Genomic DNA, 20,789 nt, shown 5'->3' with positions numbered 1-20,789 from the left:
GCATGACCATCAAGCTGTCCGCCCTGGCCGAAAAGCTCGGGCTTGCCTACACGGGTGCGGATAGGGAGATAGCCGGGGTCAACACCCTGGAAAAGGCCGGGCCCGGCGACCTGTCGTTCCTGGTCAATCCCAAGTACCTGCACCAGTTGGAAACCACCAAGGCCGGATGTGTCCTCACATCCGGCCATTATGCCGACAGGGTCCCGTGCGCGCTCGTGAGCGAGAACGTGTACATGGACCTGGCCCGGGTGGTGAACGTCTTTGCGCGCCCCCAAGGGTGCCTGACCGGCGTGCACACCCTGGCCTTCGTCCACCCCGACGCCGACGTGGCCGATTCCGCCACAGTCTACCCCTTCGCCTTCGTGGGCGCGGGGGCCGTGGTCGGGCCGGACACGGTCATCTTCGCCGGGGCCTACGTGGGCGAGGGGAGCGTCATCGGGGAGGGGTGCATCCTCTACCCCAACTGCGTGGTCATGGGCGGCCTGACCCTGGGCGACCACGTCATCCTCCAGCCCGGAGCGGTGCTCGGCGGCGACGGCTACGGCTATGCCCAGACCCCGTTCGGGCACATGAAGATTCCCCAGATCGGCACCGTGGTCGTCGAGAACGACGTGGAGATCGGCTCCAACTCGGCCATCGACCGCGCCGCCCTGGACACCACCCGCATCGGCCGGGGGACCAAGATCGACAATCTGGTCCAGATCGGCCACAATGTGGAGATCGGCGAGCACTGCCTGATCATCGGTCAGACCGGCATCGGCGGTTCCTCGGTCATCGGCAACGGCGTGGTCCTTGCGGGCCAGACCGGCGTGCCGGACAACGTCAGGATCGGCGACGGGGCCATGGTCGCCGCCCAGAGCGGCATCCTCGGCGACGTCGAGCCCGGCAGCAGGCTCGCGGGCAGCCCGGCCATCCCGGCCAAGGCCTACTTCAAGGCCGTGGGCGTGTGCACGCCCAAACTGCCCGAGCTGTTCAAGCGCGTGAAGAAACTGGAAAAAGAACTGGCCGACCTGAAGATGGCCAGCGGAGGGAGCGATGAATAACGGCTGTCCGCTCGACATACGCAAGATCATGGAGATGCTCCCGCACCGGTACCCCTTCCTGCTGGTGGACCGCGTGCTGGAGTTCGAGGCGGGGGTCCGTCTCAAGGCCGTGAAGAACGTGACCATCAACGAGAACTTTTTCCAGGGACATTTCCCGGGGCTGCCGGTCATGCCCGGCGTGCTCCAGCTCGAGGCCCTGGCCCAGACCGGCGCGCTGTTCGTCATGAATTCCTTCGACGAACCGCTCGGGGACAGGATTTTTCTGTTCACCGGCCTGGACAAGGTCAAGTTCCGCAGGCCCGTGGTTCCGGGCGACCAGCTCGTCCTGAACGTCCAATTCCTCAAACAAAAGTTGAACATATGGAAGATGCGCGGCGTCGCCGAAGTGGACGGTCAGGTGACCTGCCAGGGCGAATTCTCCGCCGCCATCGCCAACAGGGGGGACATGTAATGTCCAGTCAGATCCATCCCAGCGCCATTATTCATCCCACGGCGGAGCTGGGAGCCGATGTCCGCATCGACCCCTACGTCGTTGTGGGGGCCGACACCAAGATCGGCGACGGCACCTTCCTGGAGACCCATTGCGTCATCCAGGCCAACACCGAAATCGGCAAGAACAACCACATACACCCGAACGCCGTCATCGGCGGCGAGCCGCAGCACGCCGCCTTCAAGGGCGAGCGGACCTTCACCCGCATCGGCGACAACAACATCATCCGCGAGTGCGTGACCATCCACCGCGGCACGGTCCAGGGCGTGCAGGAGACCGTCATCGGCTCGGGCTGCATGTTCATGGCCTATTCGCACATCGCCCACGACTGCAAGATCGGCGACCACGTCATCCTGGCCAACGCCGTGCAGCTGGCGGGCCACGTCGAGGTGGGCCGCAACGTGACCATCTCCGGCATGTCCGCGGTCCAGCAGTTCATCCGTATCGGCGAATACTCCTTCCTGGGCGGCGCCAGCGGCTACAAGCTCGACGTGCCGCCGTTCATGCTGGCCCACGGCGTGCGCGGCATGCTATTCGGACCCAACCTCATCGGGCTCAAGCGCAACGGCTTCGACTCCGCCGCCTGCAAGGCGCTCAAGAAGGCCTACAAGATCATCTTCCGCTCCGGCCTGACCAAGGAACAGAGCCTGGCCCAGGTGGAAGAGGAGCTGCCGGGCATTCCCCAGGTGGCCCGTCTCGTCTCGTTCATCCGCGAGAGCAAGAACGGCGTGGTTCCCGACCACAAGCAGCGCTGCGCCAACGGCCACTAGGCCCTCCCGGAGCGGCATGACCGAACCCGTCAGCACCATCGGCCTCATTGCCGGAGGCAAGCAGTTCCCCGTGTTGGTGGCCCGTGGCGTCAAGGCCAGGGGCCACCGGCTCGTGGTGGCCGGTTTCACCGGACACACCAACATGGACGTGGTCCCGCTGGCCGACGTCTTCCGGGAACTCAAGCTCGGCAAGCTCAACCAGCTCATCTCCTTCCTCAAGGAGGAGAAGGTGGACAAGGTCATCATGGCCGGGACCATCGAGAAGCCCAAGGTCATGGACATCCGCCACCTGGACATGCGGGCCATCAAGCTCATCCTCGGCCGCAAGGACAAGGGCGACTCCGCGCTGCTCGGCATCATCGGCCGGGAGTTCGAGAAGGAGGGCATGCCCGTTGTTCCGGCCCACGAGTACCTGCCGGACCTGCTTTCGCCCGAGGGTGTCATGACCCGGCGAGAACCCGATGCGCGCGAGTGGGGCGACCTCAGGTTCGCCTGGGACATCGCCAAGGAGCTCGGGCGCATGGACGTGGGCCAGTGCGTGGTGGTCCGAGAGGGCATCGTGGCCGCCGTGGAGGCCCTGGAGGGCACGGACGAGACCCTGCGGCGCGGCTTCAGGTACGGCGGCCCGGAGTGCGTGGTGGTCAAGGTCTTCAAGCCCGGCCAGCAGCAGGAGGTGGACCTGCCGAGTCTCGGTCTGGACACCCTGAAGCTCATGGCCGAGGGCAAGGCCACCTGTCTCGGCGTGGAGGCGGGCAAGAGCCTGTTCTTCGACCGCGAGGCGGCCATCGAGTTCGCCGACCGGGCGGGCATCGCCGTGGTCGGGCTGACCGCGGATTCCTTCCCCGAATCTTCCTGACGTTTTCTTAACGATTCCATCACCGTCTTGCCAATGGCGGGGCGTTGTGCGATCACACTGTGAGGTCATGTCGTTGCGGTCGGCCGCGACGCCGTGTCCCGTCGTTTCCTTTTTTCGAACGGATTGCCTCATGGATACTGCACTCGAATGTCTGCCCTGCTTCAAGCGGATGGCCATCAGGGAGGCGAAGATCGCCTGCCCGGACGACCCCGCGCTGCGTGAAGAGATCGTCGCCCGGTGGGAGGCCCTCCTGCCCCGTCTGGATATGGACGAGCCGCCGCCGTCCCTGACCCGGCATCTTTCGGACCTGGTTCGGGAAATCTCCGGCTGCGGCGACCTGTACGCGGCGGACAAGGCGGCGGCCAACGCCTTCGTCCTCGGACTGCTTCCCGACCTCGCGGCCCGCGTGGAGGCCGAGCGCGGTCCGGGCGATCCCCTGCGCCTGGCCCTGGAGTTGGCCATCATCGGCAACTACATCGACCGGGGCGTGGAGCTGGACTTCGACCTGGAAAAGGAGCTGTTCCAGGTCAAGGACTCGGTTTCCCCCGAGCTGCTGGACAGCTTCCGGCAACAGGCCGTGCCCGGCGCGTCCGTGCTCATCCTGGGCGACAACACCGGCGAGATCGTCCTGGACACCCTGCTGGTCCGGGAACTGACGCGCATCGGCTGCGAGGTGACCTACGCGGTCCGCTCTCGGCCCGTACTCAACGACGCCACCATGCCCGACGCCGTGGCCGTGGGCATGACCGAGCTGTGCACCGTGGTGGAGTCCGGCGCGGACACCCCCGGCACGGTCCTGGACCGCTGCACCCCGGCCTTCATCGAGCGCATGCGCGCAAGCGACGTCATCCTGAGCAAGGGGCAGGGCAACTTCGAGGCCCTGGACGGGGTCTGGCCCGGCGCGTTCTGCGCCTTCAAGGTCAAGTGCCCGCGCATCGCCCGCAAGACCGGCCTCACGTTCGGGGCGAGCGCCCTGTGCCTGAGCCGCGAGCCCAGGGACGGCAACGGCGACGGGAAGGATCATGCTTAGGCGGCTGCCGCGCATCCTGGTCGAGTGCCTGGTGGCCCTTGTCCTGGTCTGCACCGGGCTGTTGCTCTGGGCCTCCTACTACATCGACACCGGCGAGTTCCGCGCCCGCTTCACCGAGACCATGGAGACGGTCCTGGGCCGCTCCGTGACCCTCAAGGGCGACCTGGACATCGCCATCTGGCCGAGGCTTGCCCTGACCGTGGAGGACCTCGGCATCGGCGAGGCGCCGGGCTTCGGCGACGGCCCGGCGGCCCATTTCAACGACATTGAAATCAGCGTGCGCATCCTGCCGCTCCTGTCCCATCACGTGGAGGTGGAATTCCTGGAGCTGAAGGGGTTGAAGGGCGTCGTGGTCCGCAACGGGCAGGGCGTTTTCAACTGGCAGTCCCTGGTGGAGCGCGGCGGTCAGGGGGGCGAGGGCGCGACCATGGACGGCTGGACCTTCGCCGTGAACAGCGTGGAGATCACCGACGCCGAACTCCTCTTCCGCGACGAGATGGCCGCCACCGAGTACAAACTTTCCGGCATAGACATCCACACCGGGAACGTCACCCTGGGCGAGGACGTGCCGTTCTCCCTGAGCAGCGGCTTTTCCTGGGCCGACCAGGGCATCAAGGCGGACCTGGTCCTCAAGGGCATGATCCGGGTCATGGACGACGGCACTCCGCCGGTCTTTTCCCGGACCACGGTCCAGGCCAAGGTCTACGGCGACTTTCTGCCCAAAAAGGCCGCGCCGGGCGAGTTCATCGCCGCCGTGGACCTGGACTGGGACAAGCGCATCGTCACCTTCGAGGACATCCGGGCCAGCCTGTTCGGCCTGCGCGCCGAGGGCGACGTGACCAGCGGCGACCTGGACAAGGGGCTGGACTTCCGGGGCCACATCACCGTGCATCCGTTCGTGCCGCGCGACCTCATCGCCCTGTACGCCCCGGACATGCCGGTCAAGGACGTGGACGGCCTGCGCAGCAGCGCGGTGGCCTCCTTCGTGCACGTCACCGAGGAGGGGGCACGCTTCGACAATCTGATCCTGACCCTGGACGACATCACCGTGCGTGGCCGCTGCGCCTTCACGGGGTGGACCCGGCCGGTCCTCGACTTCGACCTGCGCGGCAACACCCTCGACCTGGACCGTTACCTGCCCCTGTTCCGCACCGGCACCCCGTTCATCTGGGACGATTTCGGCCTGCCGTTCTTCCGGGCCTTGCGGGGCGGCGGCACGGCCCGGGCGGACGGCTTCAAGGTTCTCGACACCCTGATCTCGGATATCCGCCTGAAGGTGGCCGCCACGGACAAGGGCATCGCCTTCGACGCCGGGGCCATCCGCGAGGGCATGGCCTCCCTGGGCGGGACCATGGACGTGGCCATCGGCACGGACAAGGCGGGCGATCCGACCCTGGCGTTGAGCGCCGTGGTCGATGCCGAGTCCCAGCGGCGGGGCTTCGCGTTCCTGCACCGGGATCCGCTGGACGTGGGCGGTTCGGGCACCCTCCACCTGGAGGTCTCGGTCCCGAAGATGGCCTGTCCCCCCGATGCCCGGTCCATCTATATCCTGCAGCATCTCGACGGGTTGGCCCGGCTCTCCCTGGGCGGGGGCAAGGCGGTTCTCAAGCGGGACAAGGCCGAACCCCTTTCCCTGGACTACACCAGGGCGGACCTGGAAGTGAAGGTCCGGCCCGACGGCAATGGCGCCAAGGGCGTCTGGAACAGCACGGTCTCGGCCGGCATCAAGCTGCGCACGGGCGGCGACCTGGAATCGCTGAACGGAACGGCGGATGGGGTCCTGTCCGCGGGCATCGACGAGCTTCGCGCCCAAAGCCGGGGCATGGCCGTCAGCGGCTACCTGACCTCGCCCCGGCTGCCCAAGGATGCCCGGCGGCTGACCTTCGGCGGCACCGTGGCCTTCGACACCGCCAAGGGAGCCGCGTCCCTCACGGACGGCGTGTTCCAGGTCCTGGAGACCACCCTCAAGGGTGACGCCCGACTGGCCGGTTCCGCCGGAAAGCGGCGGGTGGAGGGCGCCTTCGACGTGGCTCAGGCCGACCCCAAGCGGATCATCTACCTCCTGACCGGCGAGAACCTGCGTACCCGTGACGGCGACGCCCTGCGCAAGGCCGCACTGGCCGCGCGGTACGAGGCCGACGGGAACGGCTTCACCCTGAGCGACCTGAGCGGCGAGCTGGACGGCACCACGGTCAAGGGCCACGTGGTCGGCACGGGCTACCCCAACCCCCTGCTGGCCTTTTCCCTGGCCTCCGGTCCCCTCAATCTGGACCGCTACCTGACACCCGCCCCGGCCCCGAGCCTGAGCGACGTGCGCGCGGGCAGGGTGCCGGAATCCACTCCCGCGAAAATGCCCCTCGAATTTCTCCGCGCCCTCAAGCTCAACGGCAAGGTTCTGTTCCAGGAGTTCACCCTGGCCAGGGTCCGTTGCGAGTCCCTGGAGGGCTTTGTCCGGGCCAACGAGGGCATCATCCACTTGTCCCGGATGCAGGGGAAACTCCACGGCGGGACCCTCAAGGCAGGCCTGGAGGGGCAGGCGGGGCTCGACGCCCTGGACCTGCACCTCACCCTGGACGTGGACAAGATGCAGGCCGGTCCGTTCATGCTGGAGATGGCCGAGCGCGAATACCTGCGCGGCGAGACGGACATCAAGGCGGACCTGCACAGCGTGGGCCGGACCGACGACGACATCCTGGCCAACCTGGACGGCACTGCCTCGGTGCGGATCACCAACGGCTCGTTCAAGTTCACCGGCTGGGACCTGCCCGTCAGGCCGGTGGATGAGGGTCGGGGCGCGCAGATCGGCGCGGAGCAGCAACGCCGGACCAACGGACGCACGGTCTTCCGCAGGTCGTCCTCCGACGCCACGGTGGAGAAGGGCGTGTTCAGGATCGACAACTTCCGGCTCGAGGCCCCGCCCGTGCTTCAGGCCTACGGCGAGGGGAATTTCAGCCTGCCCGCCAACACCATCGACCTGTCCATCCGCAACGACTTCGTGGCCGTGCCGAGCGTGACCCTGCACCTGACGGGCAAGCTAACCGACCCCAAGGTGGAGGTGCCCACCGGGCGCATCGTCAACGACACGGTCCTGAACATCCTGAGCCTGCCCAAGAAGTCCTTCGAATTTCTGCGGGACCTGTTCTGATGGAAGACCGGGCGGACTTGCCTGCGCGGGCGCAAACGGTGTATGCGGCAACAGGGCGGAACCTTTAGCGGACAGGTGGAGCGGGTATGAGTCTGGTCAAAAAGGCCATGCAGCTGAGGCGGCAGTTCCTCGAGGACATATGGGAGCGCAACGTCCCCGGCACGCCCTTCGTGGTGCGCATCTGGCGGGGGGCCTGCCGTCTGGTCTACCTGATCGGCTTCAGCTTCATCAAGGACCAGACCATCATCCGCGCGGCGGCCCTGACCTTCACCACCATCCTGTCCATCGTTCCGTTCCTGGCCGTGGCCTTCTCCATCTCCAAGGGGTTCGGCTTCCAGAACACCGGCAAGATGCGCGACCTGATCCTGCACCTGACCACGGGCCAGCCCGAGGTGGCGGACAAGATCATCGAGTACATCGACCGGACCAACGTCCAGGCCCTGGGCTGGGTCGGCGTGGTCACGCTCCTCTTCACGGTCCTCTCCCTGGTGGGGACCATCGAGAAGGCCTTCAACGTCATCTGGAGCGTGGACAAGGGGCGCTCGGCCTGGCGGCGGATCACGGATTTCTTCCCGATCATCCTCTTCGGCCCCATCTTTCTGTTCGTGGCCTCGAGCTTCAACTTCAGCCTGCAGAACCAGGAGATGATCTCCCGGGTCATGAGCCTCAAGGCCATCGGCTACCTGGAGACCGCGTTCCTCAAGACCGTGCCGTATCTCCTGATCATCATGGCCTTTTCCATGATGTACGCCTTCATCCCCAACACCCGGGTGCGCCTCCGGGCCGCGATCATCGGCGGGGTGGTCGGCGGGGTCCTGTGGCAGATGGCCCAGTGGCTGTACATCAACTGGCAGATCGGCGCGGTCAAGTACAACGCCATCTACGGCAGCTTCGCCCAGTTGCCCCTGCTCCTGGTCTGGATCTACCTGAGCTGGGTCATCGTCCTGCTCGGCGCCCAGGTCAGCCACGCCTGGCAGAACATCAATTCCTTCGTCAAGCAGCGCTATTTCGGCACGGCCACGCCCTACGAGCGGCAGAAGATCGCGGTATTGATGATGGTCGTCCTGGCCAAGCGGTTCCACGAGGGCGCGCCCCTGCCGTCCGTGGAGGAGATCTCCGACGGTCTCATGGCCCCCGCCTCCCTGGTCTCGGACCTGTTCCGGGTGCTCCAGCAAGCGGGCTACACGGTCCCGGCCGAGGTGCCGGGGCATGAGGTCTTCGCCCCGGCCCGCGAACTGACGGACGTGCGCGTGCTCGACGTCATCCGGGCCATCAACATGGAGGGCGAGCGGAGGGTCTTCGCCGAATTCGACGAGAAGTACGGCTTCCTGGAACGCGTCCTGGGCCAGCTCGGCAAGGCCACGGCCAACAGCGAGGCCAACCTGACCCTGCTGCAATGCGCCGAGGAATACCCCGGAGCCGTCTTCAGCATCGCGCCCGGCGACGAGCCGGACCGCTCCCCGCAGGGCTGATCCCGCCTATTCCCGGCCGTAGGCCGCTTCGTATTTGGCCTTGAGTTCGCGGAAGGTCCCTTCCTCGATGGCCTGGCGGATCTGCTTCATCAGATTCAGGTAGAAGTACAAGTTGTGGTAGGTGTTCAGCCGGTAGGAGAGCAGCTCCTTGGCCATGTACAGGTGGCGCAGGTACGCCTTCGAGAAGTTGCGGCAGGTATAGCAGCCACAGTTGGGGTCCAGGGGTGAGTCGTCCTCGGCGTACTCGGCCCGCTTGATGTTGACCTTGCCGAGCGAGGTGAACAGGGTCCCGTTGCGGGCGTTGCGCGAGGGAAGGACGCAGTCGAACATGTCCACGCCCACGGACACGCCCTCGAGGATGTCCAGCGGGGTGCCCACGCCCATAAGGTAGCGCGGCTTGTCGGCCGGCATCTTCGGGGTGATGTGGTGCAGCAGGTCGTACATTTCCTCCGTGGACTCGCCCACGGACAGCCCGCCGATGGCGAACCCCTCGAAGTCGATCCCGCGCAGCTGTTCCAGGCTGCGGTCGCGCAGATCCTTGTAAAACCCGCCCTGGACGATGCCGAACATGAGCTGGTAGCCCGATCCCTTGGGGTAGTGGTCGCGGCACCGTTTGGCCCAGCGGGTGGTCATCTCCAGGGACTTCTCGGTGTAGGCACGGTCGTTGCCGTAGCCCACGCACTCGTCGAGCACCATCATGATGTCCGAGCCGAGGTTGCGCTGGATGTCGATGGCCTTTTCCGGGGAGAAGAAATGCTTGGACCCGTCGATGTAGGAGCGGAACTCCACGCCCTCCTCGGAGAGCTTGCGGATGCCCTCCAGGCTGAAGACCTGGAATCCTCCGGAGTCGGTTAGGATGGGGCGCTTCCAGTTGGCGAACTTGTGCAGGCCGCCGCGCCGGGCCACCAGCTCGTCGCCGGGCCGCAGGTACAGGTGGTAGGTGTTGCCCAGGATGATCTGGGCCTCCATCTCCTCCAGGTCGCGGGGCGTCAGGCTTTTGACCGTGCCCTGGGTGCCCACGGGCATGAAGATGGGCGTCTGGATGTCGCCGTGGGCCGTGGTCAGGGTCCCGCGCCGGGCCAGATTGTCCTTGGCGTGGACGGTGAAGTCGCCGGGCCGGGCCATTACGCGACCCCCTTTTTCGGACAGATGTCGTTCAGTTCGCAGACGTCGCAGTGGGGCTTGCGCGCCGGGCAGACCTCCCGGCCGAAGAAGACCAGCAGGTGGTTGACGTCGCCCCAGGTCTCGCGAGGGAAGAGGGGCATGAGGTCCTTTTCGATCTGCACGGGCTCGGTCTTGGTGGTCAGCCCCATGCGGAAGGCCAGCCGCTTCACGTGGGTGTCCACGGCGATGCCCTCGTTCACGCCGAAGGCGTTGGCCAGGACGATGGACGCGGTCTTGCGGGCCACGCCGCCAAGGGTGATCAGCTCGGCCATGGTCCGGGGCACCTCGCCGTTGTAGACCTCCATGATCCGGGTGGCCGCGGCCTTGATGTTCTTGGCCTTGTTGCGGAAAAAGCCCGTGGAGCGGACCACCTCCTCGATCTCGGCCACGTCGGCCTCGGCCGCGTCCTCGATGGACGGCCAGCGTTCGAAGAAGACCGGGGTGACCATGTTCACCCGTTCGTCCGTGCACTGGGCGGACAGGGCCGTGGCCACCAGCAGTTCCCAGGCGTTGGTGTAGGCTAGGGCCGGTTTGGGGGCGGGGTACCGCCGGGACAGGCGGGCGAAAATTTCGGCTGCGCGTTCTTTCCTGTTCATGAGACCTCCGTGTCGGAGGCTTGTTAGCACCTGCGGGCGCTCGGCTCAAGGGCCAAAGGCGCGGCTCCCCGGTTGCGTCCGCCGCAGAACAATGTATCATCGTCCCCAATGGAGGAACCCATGTCCGCATCGTTCGTCTACATGACCTGCGCGAGCCCCGGCGAGGCCGAGGCCATCGGGACCATGCTCGTGGAGAAACGGCTGGCCGCCTGCGCCAACATTCTGCCCGGCATGCGCTCCGTCTACTGGTGGCGGGGCCGCATGGAGCGGGCCGAGGAGACGGTCCTCATCGCCAAGACCCGCACCGACCTGGTGGAGGCGCTGACCGACGCCGTCAAGGCGGCCCACGGCTACGAGGTTCCCTGCGTGGTCGCGCTGCCCGTCACCGGCGGCAACCCGGACTTCCTCCGCTGGATCGAGGACGAGACCGGGGAACCGTGACGCAAAGGGGATCGTTGACAGCATCGGGACCATGCACGTAGGTTCCCGTTGACCAAATCAGCCATTTGAGGAGTGCGCATGCAGATCTATATTTCCGGGTCCCTGGCCTTCGACCGCATCATGACCTTCCCCGACAAGTTCTCGAACCACATCCTGCCGGACAAGATCCATATCCTGAACGTCTCCTTCCTGGTGAACGGGCTGGTGGAGCGGTTCGGGGGCACGGCCGGCAACATCGCCTACAACCTCTCCCTGCTGGGCGAGAAATCGACCATCCTGAGCCAGGTGGGCAAGGACTTCGGCCCCTACGACGAACGGTTGCAGCAGCACGGCATCGCCGTGGACGGCATCCGGACCATCGAGCAGGAGTTCACCGCCGGGTGCTACATCACCACGGACATGTCCGACAACCAGATCAACGGCTTCAACCCCGGGGCCATGAAGTATCCCTGCCAGTACGATATGAGCCGCATCGACCCTGCCGAGGCCATCGGCCTCATCGCCCCCGGCAACATCCACGACATGGTCGATCATCCGAAATACTACCGCGAGCACGGCATCCCCTACATCTTCGATCCGGGCCAGCAGATTCCGGCCCTGTCGGGCGACCAGCTCAACGAGGCCATCGACGGCGCGGAAATCCTCATCGTCAACGATTATGAGCTGGAGATGATCAAGAAATCCACAGGGCTGTCCAAAGCGGACATCGTCGGCAAGGTGGCCTACCTGATCACCACCCTGGGTGAAAAGGGGTCCGTGGTCACCACCGTCGATGACGAGACGGCCATAGGCGTGGTCCCGGCCAGGGAAGTGCTCGACCCCACCGGGGCCGGAGACGCCTTCCGCGCCGGACTGCTCAAGGGGCTGGCCATGGGCAAGACCGTGGCCGAGGCCTGCAAACTGGGAGCCACCTGCGCCACCTATGCGGTGGAGTTCAAGGGCACCCAGGAACACTCCTTCACCCTGGAGGAGTTTACCGCGCGCTACGAGTCGGTCTTCGGGCCGCTGACGTAGCCGTCGGCCGAGAGGCCGGGGAGGGCGACATGATCGAACTCAAGGTCCAGGCCATCGAACGATATCTGCGCCGCGTGTACGGCGACGACGCCCGGTTCCTGGCGGCCGGGGACATCGGCAGCCTCGACGCCCAGGGCATGAAGGGGTTCGGCTACGGCAAGCCCCTGCTGGTCCGCTTCGAGGCCGGGGGCGCGATCCGCGAGGCCGTGTTCTCGGTCATGAAGGGCGACAAGTACGGCCACCAGTTCTACTGGGACCGGGCGGCCGTGCTTATGTTCCAGTACGAGACCTCGGCCCGCATGGAGCGCCACGTCCGGCCCCTGGGCCTGGGCTACGTGGACGGCTCGGACGCGCTCATCCCGGTGAACGGGGCCAAGGAGTTCTTCATCGTCAACGAGAAGCTCCTCGGTCACGACTATTTCCAGGACCTGGAACGCATCCGGAAAAGCGGTCTGCGCGACGGCGATCTGGACCTGGCCCGCGAGTTCGCCCGCTGGCTGGCCAGGGTCCACGCGGACAAGCTCGACGATGCGCACCTGTACGCCCGGCGCATCCGCAACCTGCTCGGGGCCAGCGAGTGCATCCTCGGCCTGGTGGACGAGGCCTTCCCCCCGGACTACGCCTTTTTCGGCGCGGATCGCTTCCGGGCCCTGGAAAAACGGCTCATCGACTGGCGCTGGAAGCTGAAGGGGTACGCCCACCGGCTGAGCGCGGTGCACGGCGACTTCCACCCCTGGAACGTGCTCGTCACCGACGACGGGGACTTTTCGGTGCTCGACCGCAGCCGGGGCGAGTGGGGCGAGCCCGGCGGCGACCTGGCCTCCATGGCGGTCAACTACCTGCTCTGGTCCCTGTACGACCGGGAAAAACTGGCCGGGCCCTTCCGGGAGCTCTACCTGACCTATTTCGGAGAGTACCTGGAGCGCACCGGGGACAGCGAGGTCCTCGAGGTCCTGGCCCCGTTCTGCGTCTTTCGCGGCCTGGTCATCGCCTCGCCCGAGTGGTATCCCGACCACCCCGAGGGGGTGCGCCGCCGGTTGTTCAACTTCGTGGCCAACGTGCTCGAGGACGACGTCTTCGACTGGGCGCACGTCAACCGGTACCTGGAGTAGGCCATGGCCGGATCAGGCGGCGAGGGCTGGGCGATCTGGGTCGTGGGGCTGCCCGGCAGCGGCAAGTCCACCCTGGCGGACGGCCTGCGCGACGCGCTCACGGCGCGGGGCGTGGACGTGGAGCTGCTCCGGATGGACGAGCGGCGCAAGGCGTATTTTCCCGAGCCCCGGTACACCCGCGAGGAGCGCGAGACCGCCTACCGGCTGTTCGCCGAGGAGGCGGCCCGACTGGTCCGACGGGGGCGCAACGTGATCCTGGACGGCTCGGCCTACAAAGCGGCCATGCGCCGCTACGCCCGCGCGCTCATCCCCCGGTTCGCCGAGGTCTTCGTGCATTGCGGGCTGGACACGGCCATGGCCCGCGAGGCCGGACGGCCCGCCGGGAAGGTCATGGCCGACCTCTACCGCAAGGCCCTGGAGCGGCGGAAGACCGGCCGCGATTTCGAGGGGTTGGGTGAGGTCATCGGGGTGGACGTGCCCTTCGAGCGCGACCCCGGAGCCGAGTTCGTCATCGACAACACCGCCCTGACCCGCGAGGAGACCTTGGGAAAAACCTTGCACTTTCTGGACACCTGGCTGGCCAGTGTTTAACTGCCCACATGACCGCGCCGATCCATCGGCCTGAACCGAAACGAACCGGCCCCTTGGAGCCGGATGCATGCATATGAAATTCCACATCACCACCTTCGGGTGCCAGATGAACGTCCACGATTCGCAGTGGCTGACCCGCGCCCTGGAGAGCAGGGGGTGGGAGGAGACCGGCGAGGACGACGCCCAGGTCTACATCCTGAACACGTGCAGTGTGCGCGACAAGCCCGAGCAGAAGGTCTACAGCGAGCTCGGGCGGGTGGCCGCGCATTGCAAACGCGATGAATCCGTGTTCGCCGCCGTGGGCGGCTGCGTGGCCCAGCAGGTGGGGCGCGGCTTCTTCGAGCGCTTCCCCTTTGTCCGCCTGGTCTTCGGCTCGGACGGCATCGCGGGCGCGCCCAACGCCCTGGAGCGCATCGCCGCGGGCAGCGACGAGCGCGTGGCTCTGCTCGACTTCGTCACCCTGTACGAGGAGCGCGAGCGGCCCGAAACCCCGGCCGCCCCGGACAACACCCGCCAGGCCTTCGTCAACATCATGCAGGGGTGCGACAACTTCTGCGCCTACTGCATCGTGCCCTACACGCGTGGCCGCCAGAAGTCCCGCACCCCGGACGCCATCCTGGACGAGTGCCGCTCCCTGGTGGACAACGGGGTGCGCGAGATCACCCTGCTCGGGCAGAACGTCAACAGCTTCGGCCTGGACAAGGGCGGAACGGGCGTCAGCTTCGCCCAGCTCCTGCGCGCCGTGGCCGCCATCCCCGGCCTGGACCGGCTGCGCTTCACCACCTCGCACCCCAAGGACATCGCCGGGGAGGTCATCCGCGCCTTCGGCGAACTCGAGAACCTGTGCCCATCCCTGCACCTGCCCATGCAGGCCGGGTCGGACCGGGTGCTCAAGGCCATGCGCCGCAAGTACGACATGAAGCGCTACCTGGAGATCGTGGACGGCCTGAAGGCGGCGCGGCCGGACATCAGCCTGACCACGGACCTCATCGTCGGCTTCCCCGGCGAGACCGAGGAGGACTTCAAGGAGACCCTGCGGATGGTCGAACTGGTCGGCTTCGAGTCCAGCTTTTCCTTCAAGTATTCCGACAGGCCCGGCGTGGCGGCCGTGAACATGGAGCCCAAGGTCCCGGCCGAAGAGGCCGCCGAGCGGCTGCTGCGCTTGCAGACTCTGCAAAATAATATTACTAGAAAATGTCTAAAGAACCTGGTGGGCGTGGAAACCGACGCGTTCATCGAGGGATTGAGCCGCATGCAGGAGGGGGATGCCCTTTCCTGGAAGGGGCGCGATCCGGCCGGTCGCATCGTCAACGTCTCCGTGGCGGAGAGCGGCGATCTGGTCGGCAGGATGGTCCCGGTGCGCATTGTGGAAGCCAAGAAACACTCCCTGGTGGGAGAGAGGACGGGCGAGCCGTGGTAAAGGTCGAGATTTTCGGATTGGCCGTGGACGAGGCGGGCAAGTCTCCGATCATCGTCCTCAAGGACGAGGGGGAGACTCGGGTCCTGCCCATCTGGATCGGGGCCATGGAGGCCATGTCCATCTCCATGGCCATCAACAAGGTGCCCTTTCCCCGGCCCATGACTCACGACCTCCTGCTCAACGCCATCCGCGCCCTGGGGGGCGTGATCAACCGCGTGGAGATCACCGACATCGAGAACGGAACCTTCTTCGCGGAGATCGTCCTCGACGCCGGGGGCGAGACCAAGCGCATCGACAGCCGCCCCTCGGACGCCATCGCCCTGGCCGTGCGCGCCGAATGTCCCATCCTGGCGGGCGAATCGGTTCTGGAAGAGGCCGGGGGGCCGTTCCCGGAACACCCCGAGACGGTCATCAAGACCGAGGACTCCGAGAAGTGGCAGGAGGAGCTGGACAAGCTCTCCGAAGACGACATCAAATACAAGATGTAGGCCCAACATGATCGATCTGCACACCCATACCATTTTCAGCGACGGGGAGCTCATCCCCGCCGAACTCGTCCGCCGGGCCGAGGTCATCGGCTACAAGGCCATCTGCATGACCGACCACGCGGACGAGGCGACCATGTACCACGCGCTCGAGAACGTGCTGCGCTTCGTCAAGAAGCACGGGCACTTCTTCGACATCAACGTCCTGGCCGGCGTGGAGCTGACCCACGTGCCGCCCGCGCTCATCGCCGAGATGGTCAAGAGCGCGCGCGACAGCGGGGCGCAGGTGGTGGTCATGCACGGCGAGACCCCGGTGGAGCCCGTGGCCCCCGGCACCAACCTGGCGGCCATCGAGGCGGGCGTGGACATCCTGGCCCATCCCGGCCTGATCACCGCCGAGGAGGTCCAACTCGCCGCGGAAAAGGGCGTGGCCCTCGAGATCACCACGCGCGGCGGCCACAGCTACACCAACGGCCACGTGGCCGCCATGGCCCGCAAATACGGGGCCAAGCTGGTGGTCGACAACGACGCCCATGCCCCGCGCGACCTGGTCGGCGAGGACCTGCGCCGGACCATCGCCCTGGGCGCGGGGCTGACCCCGGACGAATACCGGCAGACCGAGGCCAACGCCTGGGAAATCGTCCAGCGATGCATGAAATGATGTTTCCCGATCGTCGCACTGTCGTGACCAAGAAGGCGTAGGCACGTAAAGAAATACAGGAAAGCCGTGGCTTGCTTGAGGCCCGGCTTTTTTCGCATGAAGCGGGCCCCCACGGCCCATAGACCCGACAAAGGTGCAATCATGAACTTTCTGCCCGACAACTCCATTCTGACCCTGCTCTCCGGGGCGACCCTGGCGGTCAAACTGGTCATGCTCTTCCTGGGGTGCATGTCCCTGTGGAGCTGGACCATCATCTTCCTCAAGTTCTTCACCATCGGCACGGCCCGCAAGAAGGTCATCCAGGGGTACGAGGCCTTTGTGGCGGCGGGCGACCTGGCCAAGGGCATCAAGAGCCTGGGCGACCAGGAGTCCCCCCTGGCCCGGGTCGCGTCCCTGGCCATCAAGGAGTTCCGCCTGCTCGAAAAGGCGGGCGTCAACCGCGAGCGCAAGCGGCTGCTGGTCAAGGACACCCTGCGGCGCGTGCTCAAGCAGGGCATCTCCAAGGAAATGCGCTCGCTTACCCGCAACCTGCCGTTCCTGGCCACCTGCGCCAACGCCGCCCCGTTCATCGGTCTGTTCGGCACGGTCTGGGGCATCATGCACTCGTTCCACTCCATCGGCATGGCCCAGTCGGCGGCCCTGGCCACGGTGGCGCCGGGCATCTCCGAGGCCCTCATCGCCACGGCCATCGGCCTGCTGGTGGCCATCCCGGCGACCATTTTCTACAACTATTTCCTGGGAAAGCTGAACGAGGTGGAGTCCGGCATGGTGGACTTCGCCGGGGCCTTCCTGAACCGCGCCGAGCGCGAGATCGCCTGGGCGGACAAGCCCGAGCGGGCGTAGGAGACGGCCATGGCGATCAAGACCGGCGGCGGGTTCCTCAACGAGATCAACGTCACGCCCTTCGTGGACGTGATGCTGGTCCTGCTGATCATCTTCATGGTCACGGCCCCGCTCATGACCCAGGGGGTGGAGGTGGACCTGCCGACCACGCGCACGGTCCGCAACCTGCCCCAGGATTCGGAACATCTGGTCCTGACGGTCAAGAAGGACGGCAAGATATTCCTGGACGAGTACCAGGTGTCCATGGACGAGCTGGAGGACCACCTGAAGCGGCTGGTGTCCGGGCAGAAGAAGCAGCTCTTCCTGCGCGCGGACAAGGAGGTGCCCTACGGCACCGTGGTGCAGGTCATGGGCGAGATCAAGGCGGCGGGCATCGACAAGCTCGGTATCGTGGCCGAAGAGCCCAGGCCGGATAAAAACAAGTAATTTCCCAGAGTTGATATAGACATGCGGCAGGGCCTCGGCTTCACCCTCTCTCTCTTGTTCCACGCGGGCATATTCGCCTTCGCGCTGTTCGGCGTGAACTATTCCGCGCCGAGCGTGAACCTGGACCGGCCCGTGTACAACGTGGATCTGATCTCCCTGGCCCCGCCCCCGGCCGGGCCGCCCGTCAAGGTCCAGGCCGAGGCCCAGGCCCCCGCGGAGACCCCGGCGGTGCCCGTGGTCGAGGCCAAACCCGAACAGGCCGAGGCCAAGCCCGTGCCCGTGGTCGAGGCCAAGCCCGAACCCGAGCCGGAGGCCCAGGAAATCAGCCCCAAGAAGGTCGAAAAGAAGACCGTGGTCAAGAAGAAGGAAGAGCCCAAGCCCAAGCCGAAACCAGAGCCCAAGCCCGAACCCAAGCCGAAACCCAAGCCCAAGAAGACGGCCCAGCAACTGCTGGCCGAGGGCATGGCCGCGGCCCAGGCCCAGGCCAAGCGCGAGGACGCCGCCAAGCAGAAGAACCTGGCCAGCGAACTGGCCGCCCTGAAGAAGCAGGAGGGCAGCGACGTCTACGCCCACGGCGGACAGCCGGGCGGGCAGGAGGGCGGCCGCGAGGGCGGCGTGGCGGGCGGCGCCGGATCGGGCCTGTCCGAGGTCTACGCCCTCATCGTCGGCTCGGCCATCAAGAAGCACTGGCGCTATCCCGCCTTTGCCGGTGAGGCCAACCTCATGGTGACCATCGAGATCACCCTTGCGGACGACGGCAAGATTCTTTCCTCGAAGATCCTGGAACCCTCGAACAATCCTGAATTCGACAGTTCCGCCCTTCGAGCCATCAAGGAAACCGAGTATGTGGAGAAGCCGCGCACCCCGCGTGACCGGCTCATCCGCATCAATTTCAACAGCCAGGAACTCTCAGAGTAAACGGTATGAAACGGATAACGATCCTCATCGCAGCCTGTCTGCTCGTCTGCCTCGCGGCGGCGTTCGCCTCGGCCCAGGGCCCCCTGACCGTGGACATCCACGGCCCCGGCCAGCGCATGGTCAACATCGTCCTGCTCCCGCCCAAGGGGCTCGACGGCCAACCCGTGCCCGAGGCGGCGGCCAAGGCCTTCGAGGAACTGGTGGCCAACGACCTCGGCTACATCCCGTTCCTCAAGCTGGTCCCGGTGACCACGCTGCTCGGCGGCGACCCGAGCCGGGGCGTGACCGCCCAGGACATCGACTTCAAGCCCCTCCAGCTCGCCCGTGTGGACCTCTGCCTGACCACCGGCTGGAACGGCCAGTACCTTGAGGCCCGGGTCTACGAGACCTTCGGCGGCCGCCGCGTGGTCGGCAAGGCCTACCGCGACGTGGCCGACAAGCTGCCCATGGTGGCCGACCGGTTCTGTTCCGCCTTCCTCGAGGCCCTGACCGGCAAGAAGGGCTTCTTCGATTCGCCCATCGCCTTCGTCAAGCAGGACGGCAAGGCCAAGGAAATCTACACGGTGTTGCCGCAGGGCAGGGGGTTGACGCAGATCTCCGACCTGGGCGGCTTCAACCTGAGCCCGGCCTGGTCCGCCGAGGGCGACCTGATCGCCTTCACTCACATCGGCAACGACCGCCATGAACTGTGCATCTACGAGGCCAAGACGCACAAGATCCGGCGCATCGCCAAGGGGCTGGGCGACACGGTCATCAGCCCGGTCTACGGCCCCGGCGACGTGCTCTACGCCTCCCTGAACCTCAACGGAACCACCAACATCTACGAACTGAGCAAGTCCTACAAGGTCGGCAAGCGGCTGGGGGCCAGCCCGTATATCGACGTCTCGCCGAGCTTCGACCGGACCGGCTCCAAGATGGCCTTCACCTCGGGCCGGGCGGGCAACCCGCACATCTACCTGCTGGACATGCAGTCCGGCCAGGTCCGGCGCGTGACCACCACGGGCAAGTACAACACCCACCCGTGCCTGAGCCCCGACGGCCGGTACGTGGCCTACACGCACCAGACCTCGGACGGCCACCGCATCTTCCTGCACGACCTCGAGACCGGCCGCGAGAAGCAGCTGACCTTCGGGCCGGGCAACGACGAATATCCGGCCTTCGGCCCGGACGGCTACTTCATCGCCTTCGCCTCCAGCCGGACCGGAGCCTACCAGCTCTACCTGACCACCCGGCACGGCGACACGCCGCGCAGGATATCCACGGGCAAGGGCGCCGCATTCGCCCCTGCATGGGATACTTCCCTACAGTGGTAAATTGTAATATATTCGGAGTTGATTTTTGGCGCGGAAAAGGTACATCGTAACAAATCGAAAACCGGGTACTCACGGAGTACTGCAAATATGGCCGGGCGACGGCTCTACCAAGGAGTGAGCATGAGAATCAAATGGTATGTCGGTATTGTGGCCCTTATGGCCGTGTCCCTTCTTCTCTTTGCCGGGTGTGCGAAGAAATCTACAACCACGGAGCCGACCCAGAGTCAGGTCGAAGTGAAGGACGATACCCAGTGGACGCCGCCCCAGCCGGCAGAGCCCGCCGTGGATGAGGCCGCCCTGGCCGCCGAGCAGCAGGCCCGCGCAAAGGCCGAGGCTGTCCAGGAACTGACCAACGTGACCATCCATTTTGCCTTCAATTCCTATGAACTGAGCGACGAATCCCGCTCGATCCTGGCCCAGAAGGCCACCATCCTGCGCAAGTTCGCGGACGTCAACGTGGTCATTGAAGGCCATTGCGACGAACGCGGCACCGAGGAATACAACCTCGCCCTGGGCGAGCGCCGCGCCCGCGCCGCCTACGAACACCTCGTCATCCTGGGCGTGGAACCCGAACGCATGAAGATCGTCAGCTACGGCGAGGAATACCCCGTGGACCCGGGCCACAACGAAACCGCCTGGGCCAAGAACCGCCGCGACGAATTCGTCATCAAATAACCTCGTCAGTGATATCAATTAAAAAGGACGCCGCCCGTATGGGCGGCGTCCTTTTTTATGATGCCTCCGGCGGCCAGAGGGGGAACCTCTTGAAAGAGGTTCCCCCTCTGGACTCCCCCTCCAGAACTTTTTGTGTGCCTTCGGCAAGGACGTGCCGTCATGAAAGGACGTCCTTCGTATAAGGGGGGACAACCGCGATATACCCCGCGAAGCGGCGTCAAAAAGTTTAGGAAAAGGAGGGGATGGGGGTCCGGGGGAAGGGGAGGAAAAACCCTTTGAAAAGGGTTCTTTCCTCCCCTTCCCCCGGCCGCCGGAGGCATTCTT

General features: G+C 65.8%; 21 protein-coding genes. 19 read left to right on the top strand and 2 right to left on the bottom strand.

The window, feature by feature from the left end; translation table 11 throughout:
- Nucleotides 1-2: 2 nt before the first annotated feature.
- From lpxD to DND132_RS03160, 7 genes are all read left to right on the top strand, one after another.
- Entirely contained in the window at nt 3-1,043 is a 1,041-nt protein-coding gene (gene lpxD, locus DND132_RS03190; protein ID WP_014321269.1) for a UDP-3-O-(3-hydroxymyristoyl)glucosamine N-acyltransferase, read from the top strand.
- Entirely contained in the window at nt 1,036-1,494 is a 459-nt protein-coding gene (gene fabZ, locus DND132_RS03185; RefSeq protein WP_014321268.1) for a 3-hydroxyacyl-ACP dehydratase FabZ, read from the top strand. Before lpxD ends, fabZ begins: the two co-directional genes overlap by 8 nt.
- The gene (lpxA, locus tag DND132_RS03180; RefSeq protein ID WP_014321267.1) at nt 1,494-2,303 is read left to right on the top strand and encodes an acyl-ACP--UDP-N-acetylglucosamine O-acyltransferase; all 810 of its coding nucleotides are present in this window, start codon (nt 1,494-1,496) and stop codon (nt 2,301-2,303) included. Before fabZ ends, lpxA begins: the two co-directional genes overlap by 1 nt.
- Nucleotides 2,304-2,319: 16 nt before the next feature.
- Nucleotides 2,320-3,159, top strand: coding sequence for an LpxI family protein (locus DND132_RS03175; RefSeq protein ID WP_014321266.1), 840 nt, complete (start codon nt 2,320-2,322; stop codon nt 3,157-3,159).
- Nucleotides 3,160-3,289: 130 nt separating this feature from the next.
- Entirely contained in the window at nt 3,290-4,189 is a 900-nt protein-coding gene (locus DND132_RS03170) for a damage-control phosphatase ARMT1 family protein (protein ID WP_014321265.1), read from the top strand.
- Entirely contained in the window at nt 4,182-7,334 is a 3,153-nt protein-coding gene (locus tag DND132_RS03165; protein WP_014321264.1) for an AsmA family protein, read from the top strand. The genes DND132_RS03170 and DND132_RS03165 overlap by 8 nt, the downstream gene beginning before the upstream one ends.
- Before the next feature lie 86 nt (nt 7,335-7,420).
- Nucleotides 7,421-8,806: a YhjD/YihY/BrkB family envelope integrity protein gene (locus tag DND132_RS03160; protein ID WP_014321263.1), complete on the top strand. Its 1,386-nt coding sequence runs from the start codon at nt 7,421-7,423 to the stop codon at nt 8,804-8,806.
- Between the two features lie 6 nt (nt 8,807-8,812).
- Here DND132_RS03160 and tgt read toward each other — a convergent pair whose 3' ends face one another.
- On the bottom strand, nt 8,813-9,931 hold the full coding sequence (gene tgt / locus DND132_RS03155) for a tRNA guanosine(34) transglycosylase Tgt (protein WP_014321262.1): 1,119 nt from the start codon (nt 9,929-9,931) through the stop codon (nt 8,813-8,815).
- The gene (gene nth, locus DND132_RS03150) at nt 9,931-10,566 is read right to left on the bottom strand and encodes an endonuclease III (protein WP_014321261.1); all 636 of its coding nucleotides are present in this window, start codon (nt 10,564-10,566) and stop codon (nt 9,931-9,933) included. The genes tgt and nth overlap by 1 nt, the downstream gene beginning before the upstream one ends.
- Before the next feature lie 120 nt (nt 10,567-10,686).
- Between nth and cutA the strand changes: the two genes are divergently transcribed.
- The 12 genes from cutA to pal all read left to right on the top strand — a co-directional run bounded on the left by cutA (nt 10,687) and on the right by pal (nt 20,465).
- Nucleotides 10,687-11,007, top strand: coding sequence for a divalent-cation tolerance protein CutA (gene cutA / locus DND132_RS03145; RefSeq protein ID WP_014321260.1), 321 nt, complete (start codon nt 10,687-10,689; stop codon nt 11,005-11,007).
- A 78-nt stretch (nt 11,008-11,085) separates the two neighbouring features.
- Nucleotides 11,086-12,021 carry a carbohydrate kinase family protein gene (locus tag DND132_RS03140; protein WP_014321259.1) on the top strand — a complete coding sequence of 312 codons (936 nt, stop codon included), beginning with the start codon at nt 11,086-11,088 and terminating at the stop codon, nt 12,019-12,021.
- Between the two features lie 29 nt (nt 12,022-12,050).
- Nucleotides 12,051-13,133: a phosphotransferase family protein gene (locus DND132_RS03135; protein WP_014321258.1), complete on the top strand. Its 1,083-nt coding sequence runs from the start codon at nt 12,051-12,053 to the stop codon at nt 13,131-13,133.
- Nucleotides 13,134-13,136: 3 nt separating this feature from the next.
- On the top strand, nt 13,137-13,724 hold the full coding sequence (locus DND132_RS03130) for an adenylyl-sulfate kinase (RefSeq protein WP_014321257.1): 588 nt from the start codon (nt 13,137-13,139) through the stop codon (nt 13,722-13,724).
- Between the two features lie 73 nt (nt 13,725-13,797).
- Nucleotides 13,798-15,144: a tRNA (N6-isopentenyl adenosine(37)-C2)-methylthiotransferase MiaB gene (gene miaB, locus DND132_RS03125; protein WP_041915680.1), complete on the top strand. Its 1,347-nt coding sequence runs from the start codon at nt 13,798-13,800 to the stop codon at nt 15,142-15,144.
- On the top strand, nt 15,138-15,632 hold the full coding sequence (locus DND132_RS03120) for a bifunctional nuclease family protein (RefSeq protein WP_014321255.1): 495 nt from the start codon (nt 15,138-15,140) through the stop codon (nt 15,630-15,632). The genes miaB and DND132_RS03120 overlap by 7 nt, the downstream gene beginning before the upstream one ends.
- A 7-nt stretch (nt 15,633-15,639) precedes the next feature.
- On the top strand, nt 15,640-16,290 hold the full coding sequence (locus DND132_RS03115; protein ID WP_014321254.1) for a histidinol phosphate phosphatase domain-containing protein: 651 nt from the start codon (nt 15,640-15,642) through the stop codon (nt 16,288-16,290).
- 141 nt (nt 16,291-16,431) lie between these two features.
- A complete protein-coding gene (locus DND132_RS03110; RefSeq protein ID WP_014321253.1) occupies nt 16,432-17,133 on the top strand; it encodes a MotA/TolQ/ExbB proton channel family protein in 702 nt (233 codons plus the stop codon).
- Nucleotides 17,134-17,142: 9 nt separating this feature from the next.
- The gene (gene tolR, locus DND132_RS03105; protein WP_014321252.1) at nt 17,143-17,559 is read left to right on the top strand and encodes a protein TolR; all 417 of its coding nucleotides are present in this window, start codon (nt 17,143-17,145) and stop codon (nt 17,557-17,559) included.
- Between the two features lie 21 nt (nt 17,560-17,580).
- On the top strand, nt 17,581-18,477 hold the full coding sequence (locus DND132_RS03100; RefSeq protein WP_014321251.1) for a TonB family protein: 897 nt from the start codon (nt 17,581-17,583) through the stop codon (nt 18,475-18,477).
- A 5-nt stretch (nt 18,478-18,482) separates the two neighbouring features.
- A complete protein-coding gene (locus tag DND132_RS03095; RefSeq protein WP_014321250.1) occupies nt 18,483-19,790 on the top strand; it encodes a PD40 domain-containing protein in 1,308 nt (435 codons plus the stop codon).
- Between the two features lie 120 nt (nt 19,791-19,910).
- The gene (pal, locus tag DND132_RS03090; RefSeq protein ID WP_014321249.1) at nt 19,911-20,465 is read left to right on the top strand and encodes a peptidoglycan-associated lipoprotein Pal; all 555 of its coding nucleotides are present in this window, start codon (nt 19,911-19,913) and stop codon (nt 20,463-20,465) included.
- Nucleotides 20,466-20,789: the final 324 nt, after the last annotated feature.

Origin of the sequence: Pseudodesulfovibrio mercurii, from assembly GCF_000189295.2 — a bacterium.
Lineage (GTDB): Bacteria > Desulfobacterota > Desulfovibrionia > Desulfovibrionales > Desulfovibrionaceae > Pseudodesulfovibrio > Pseudodesulfovibrio mercurii.
Note: the sequence above shows the minus strand (reverse complement) of the source record. Positions and strands in the feature narration are given on the sequence as shown.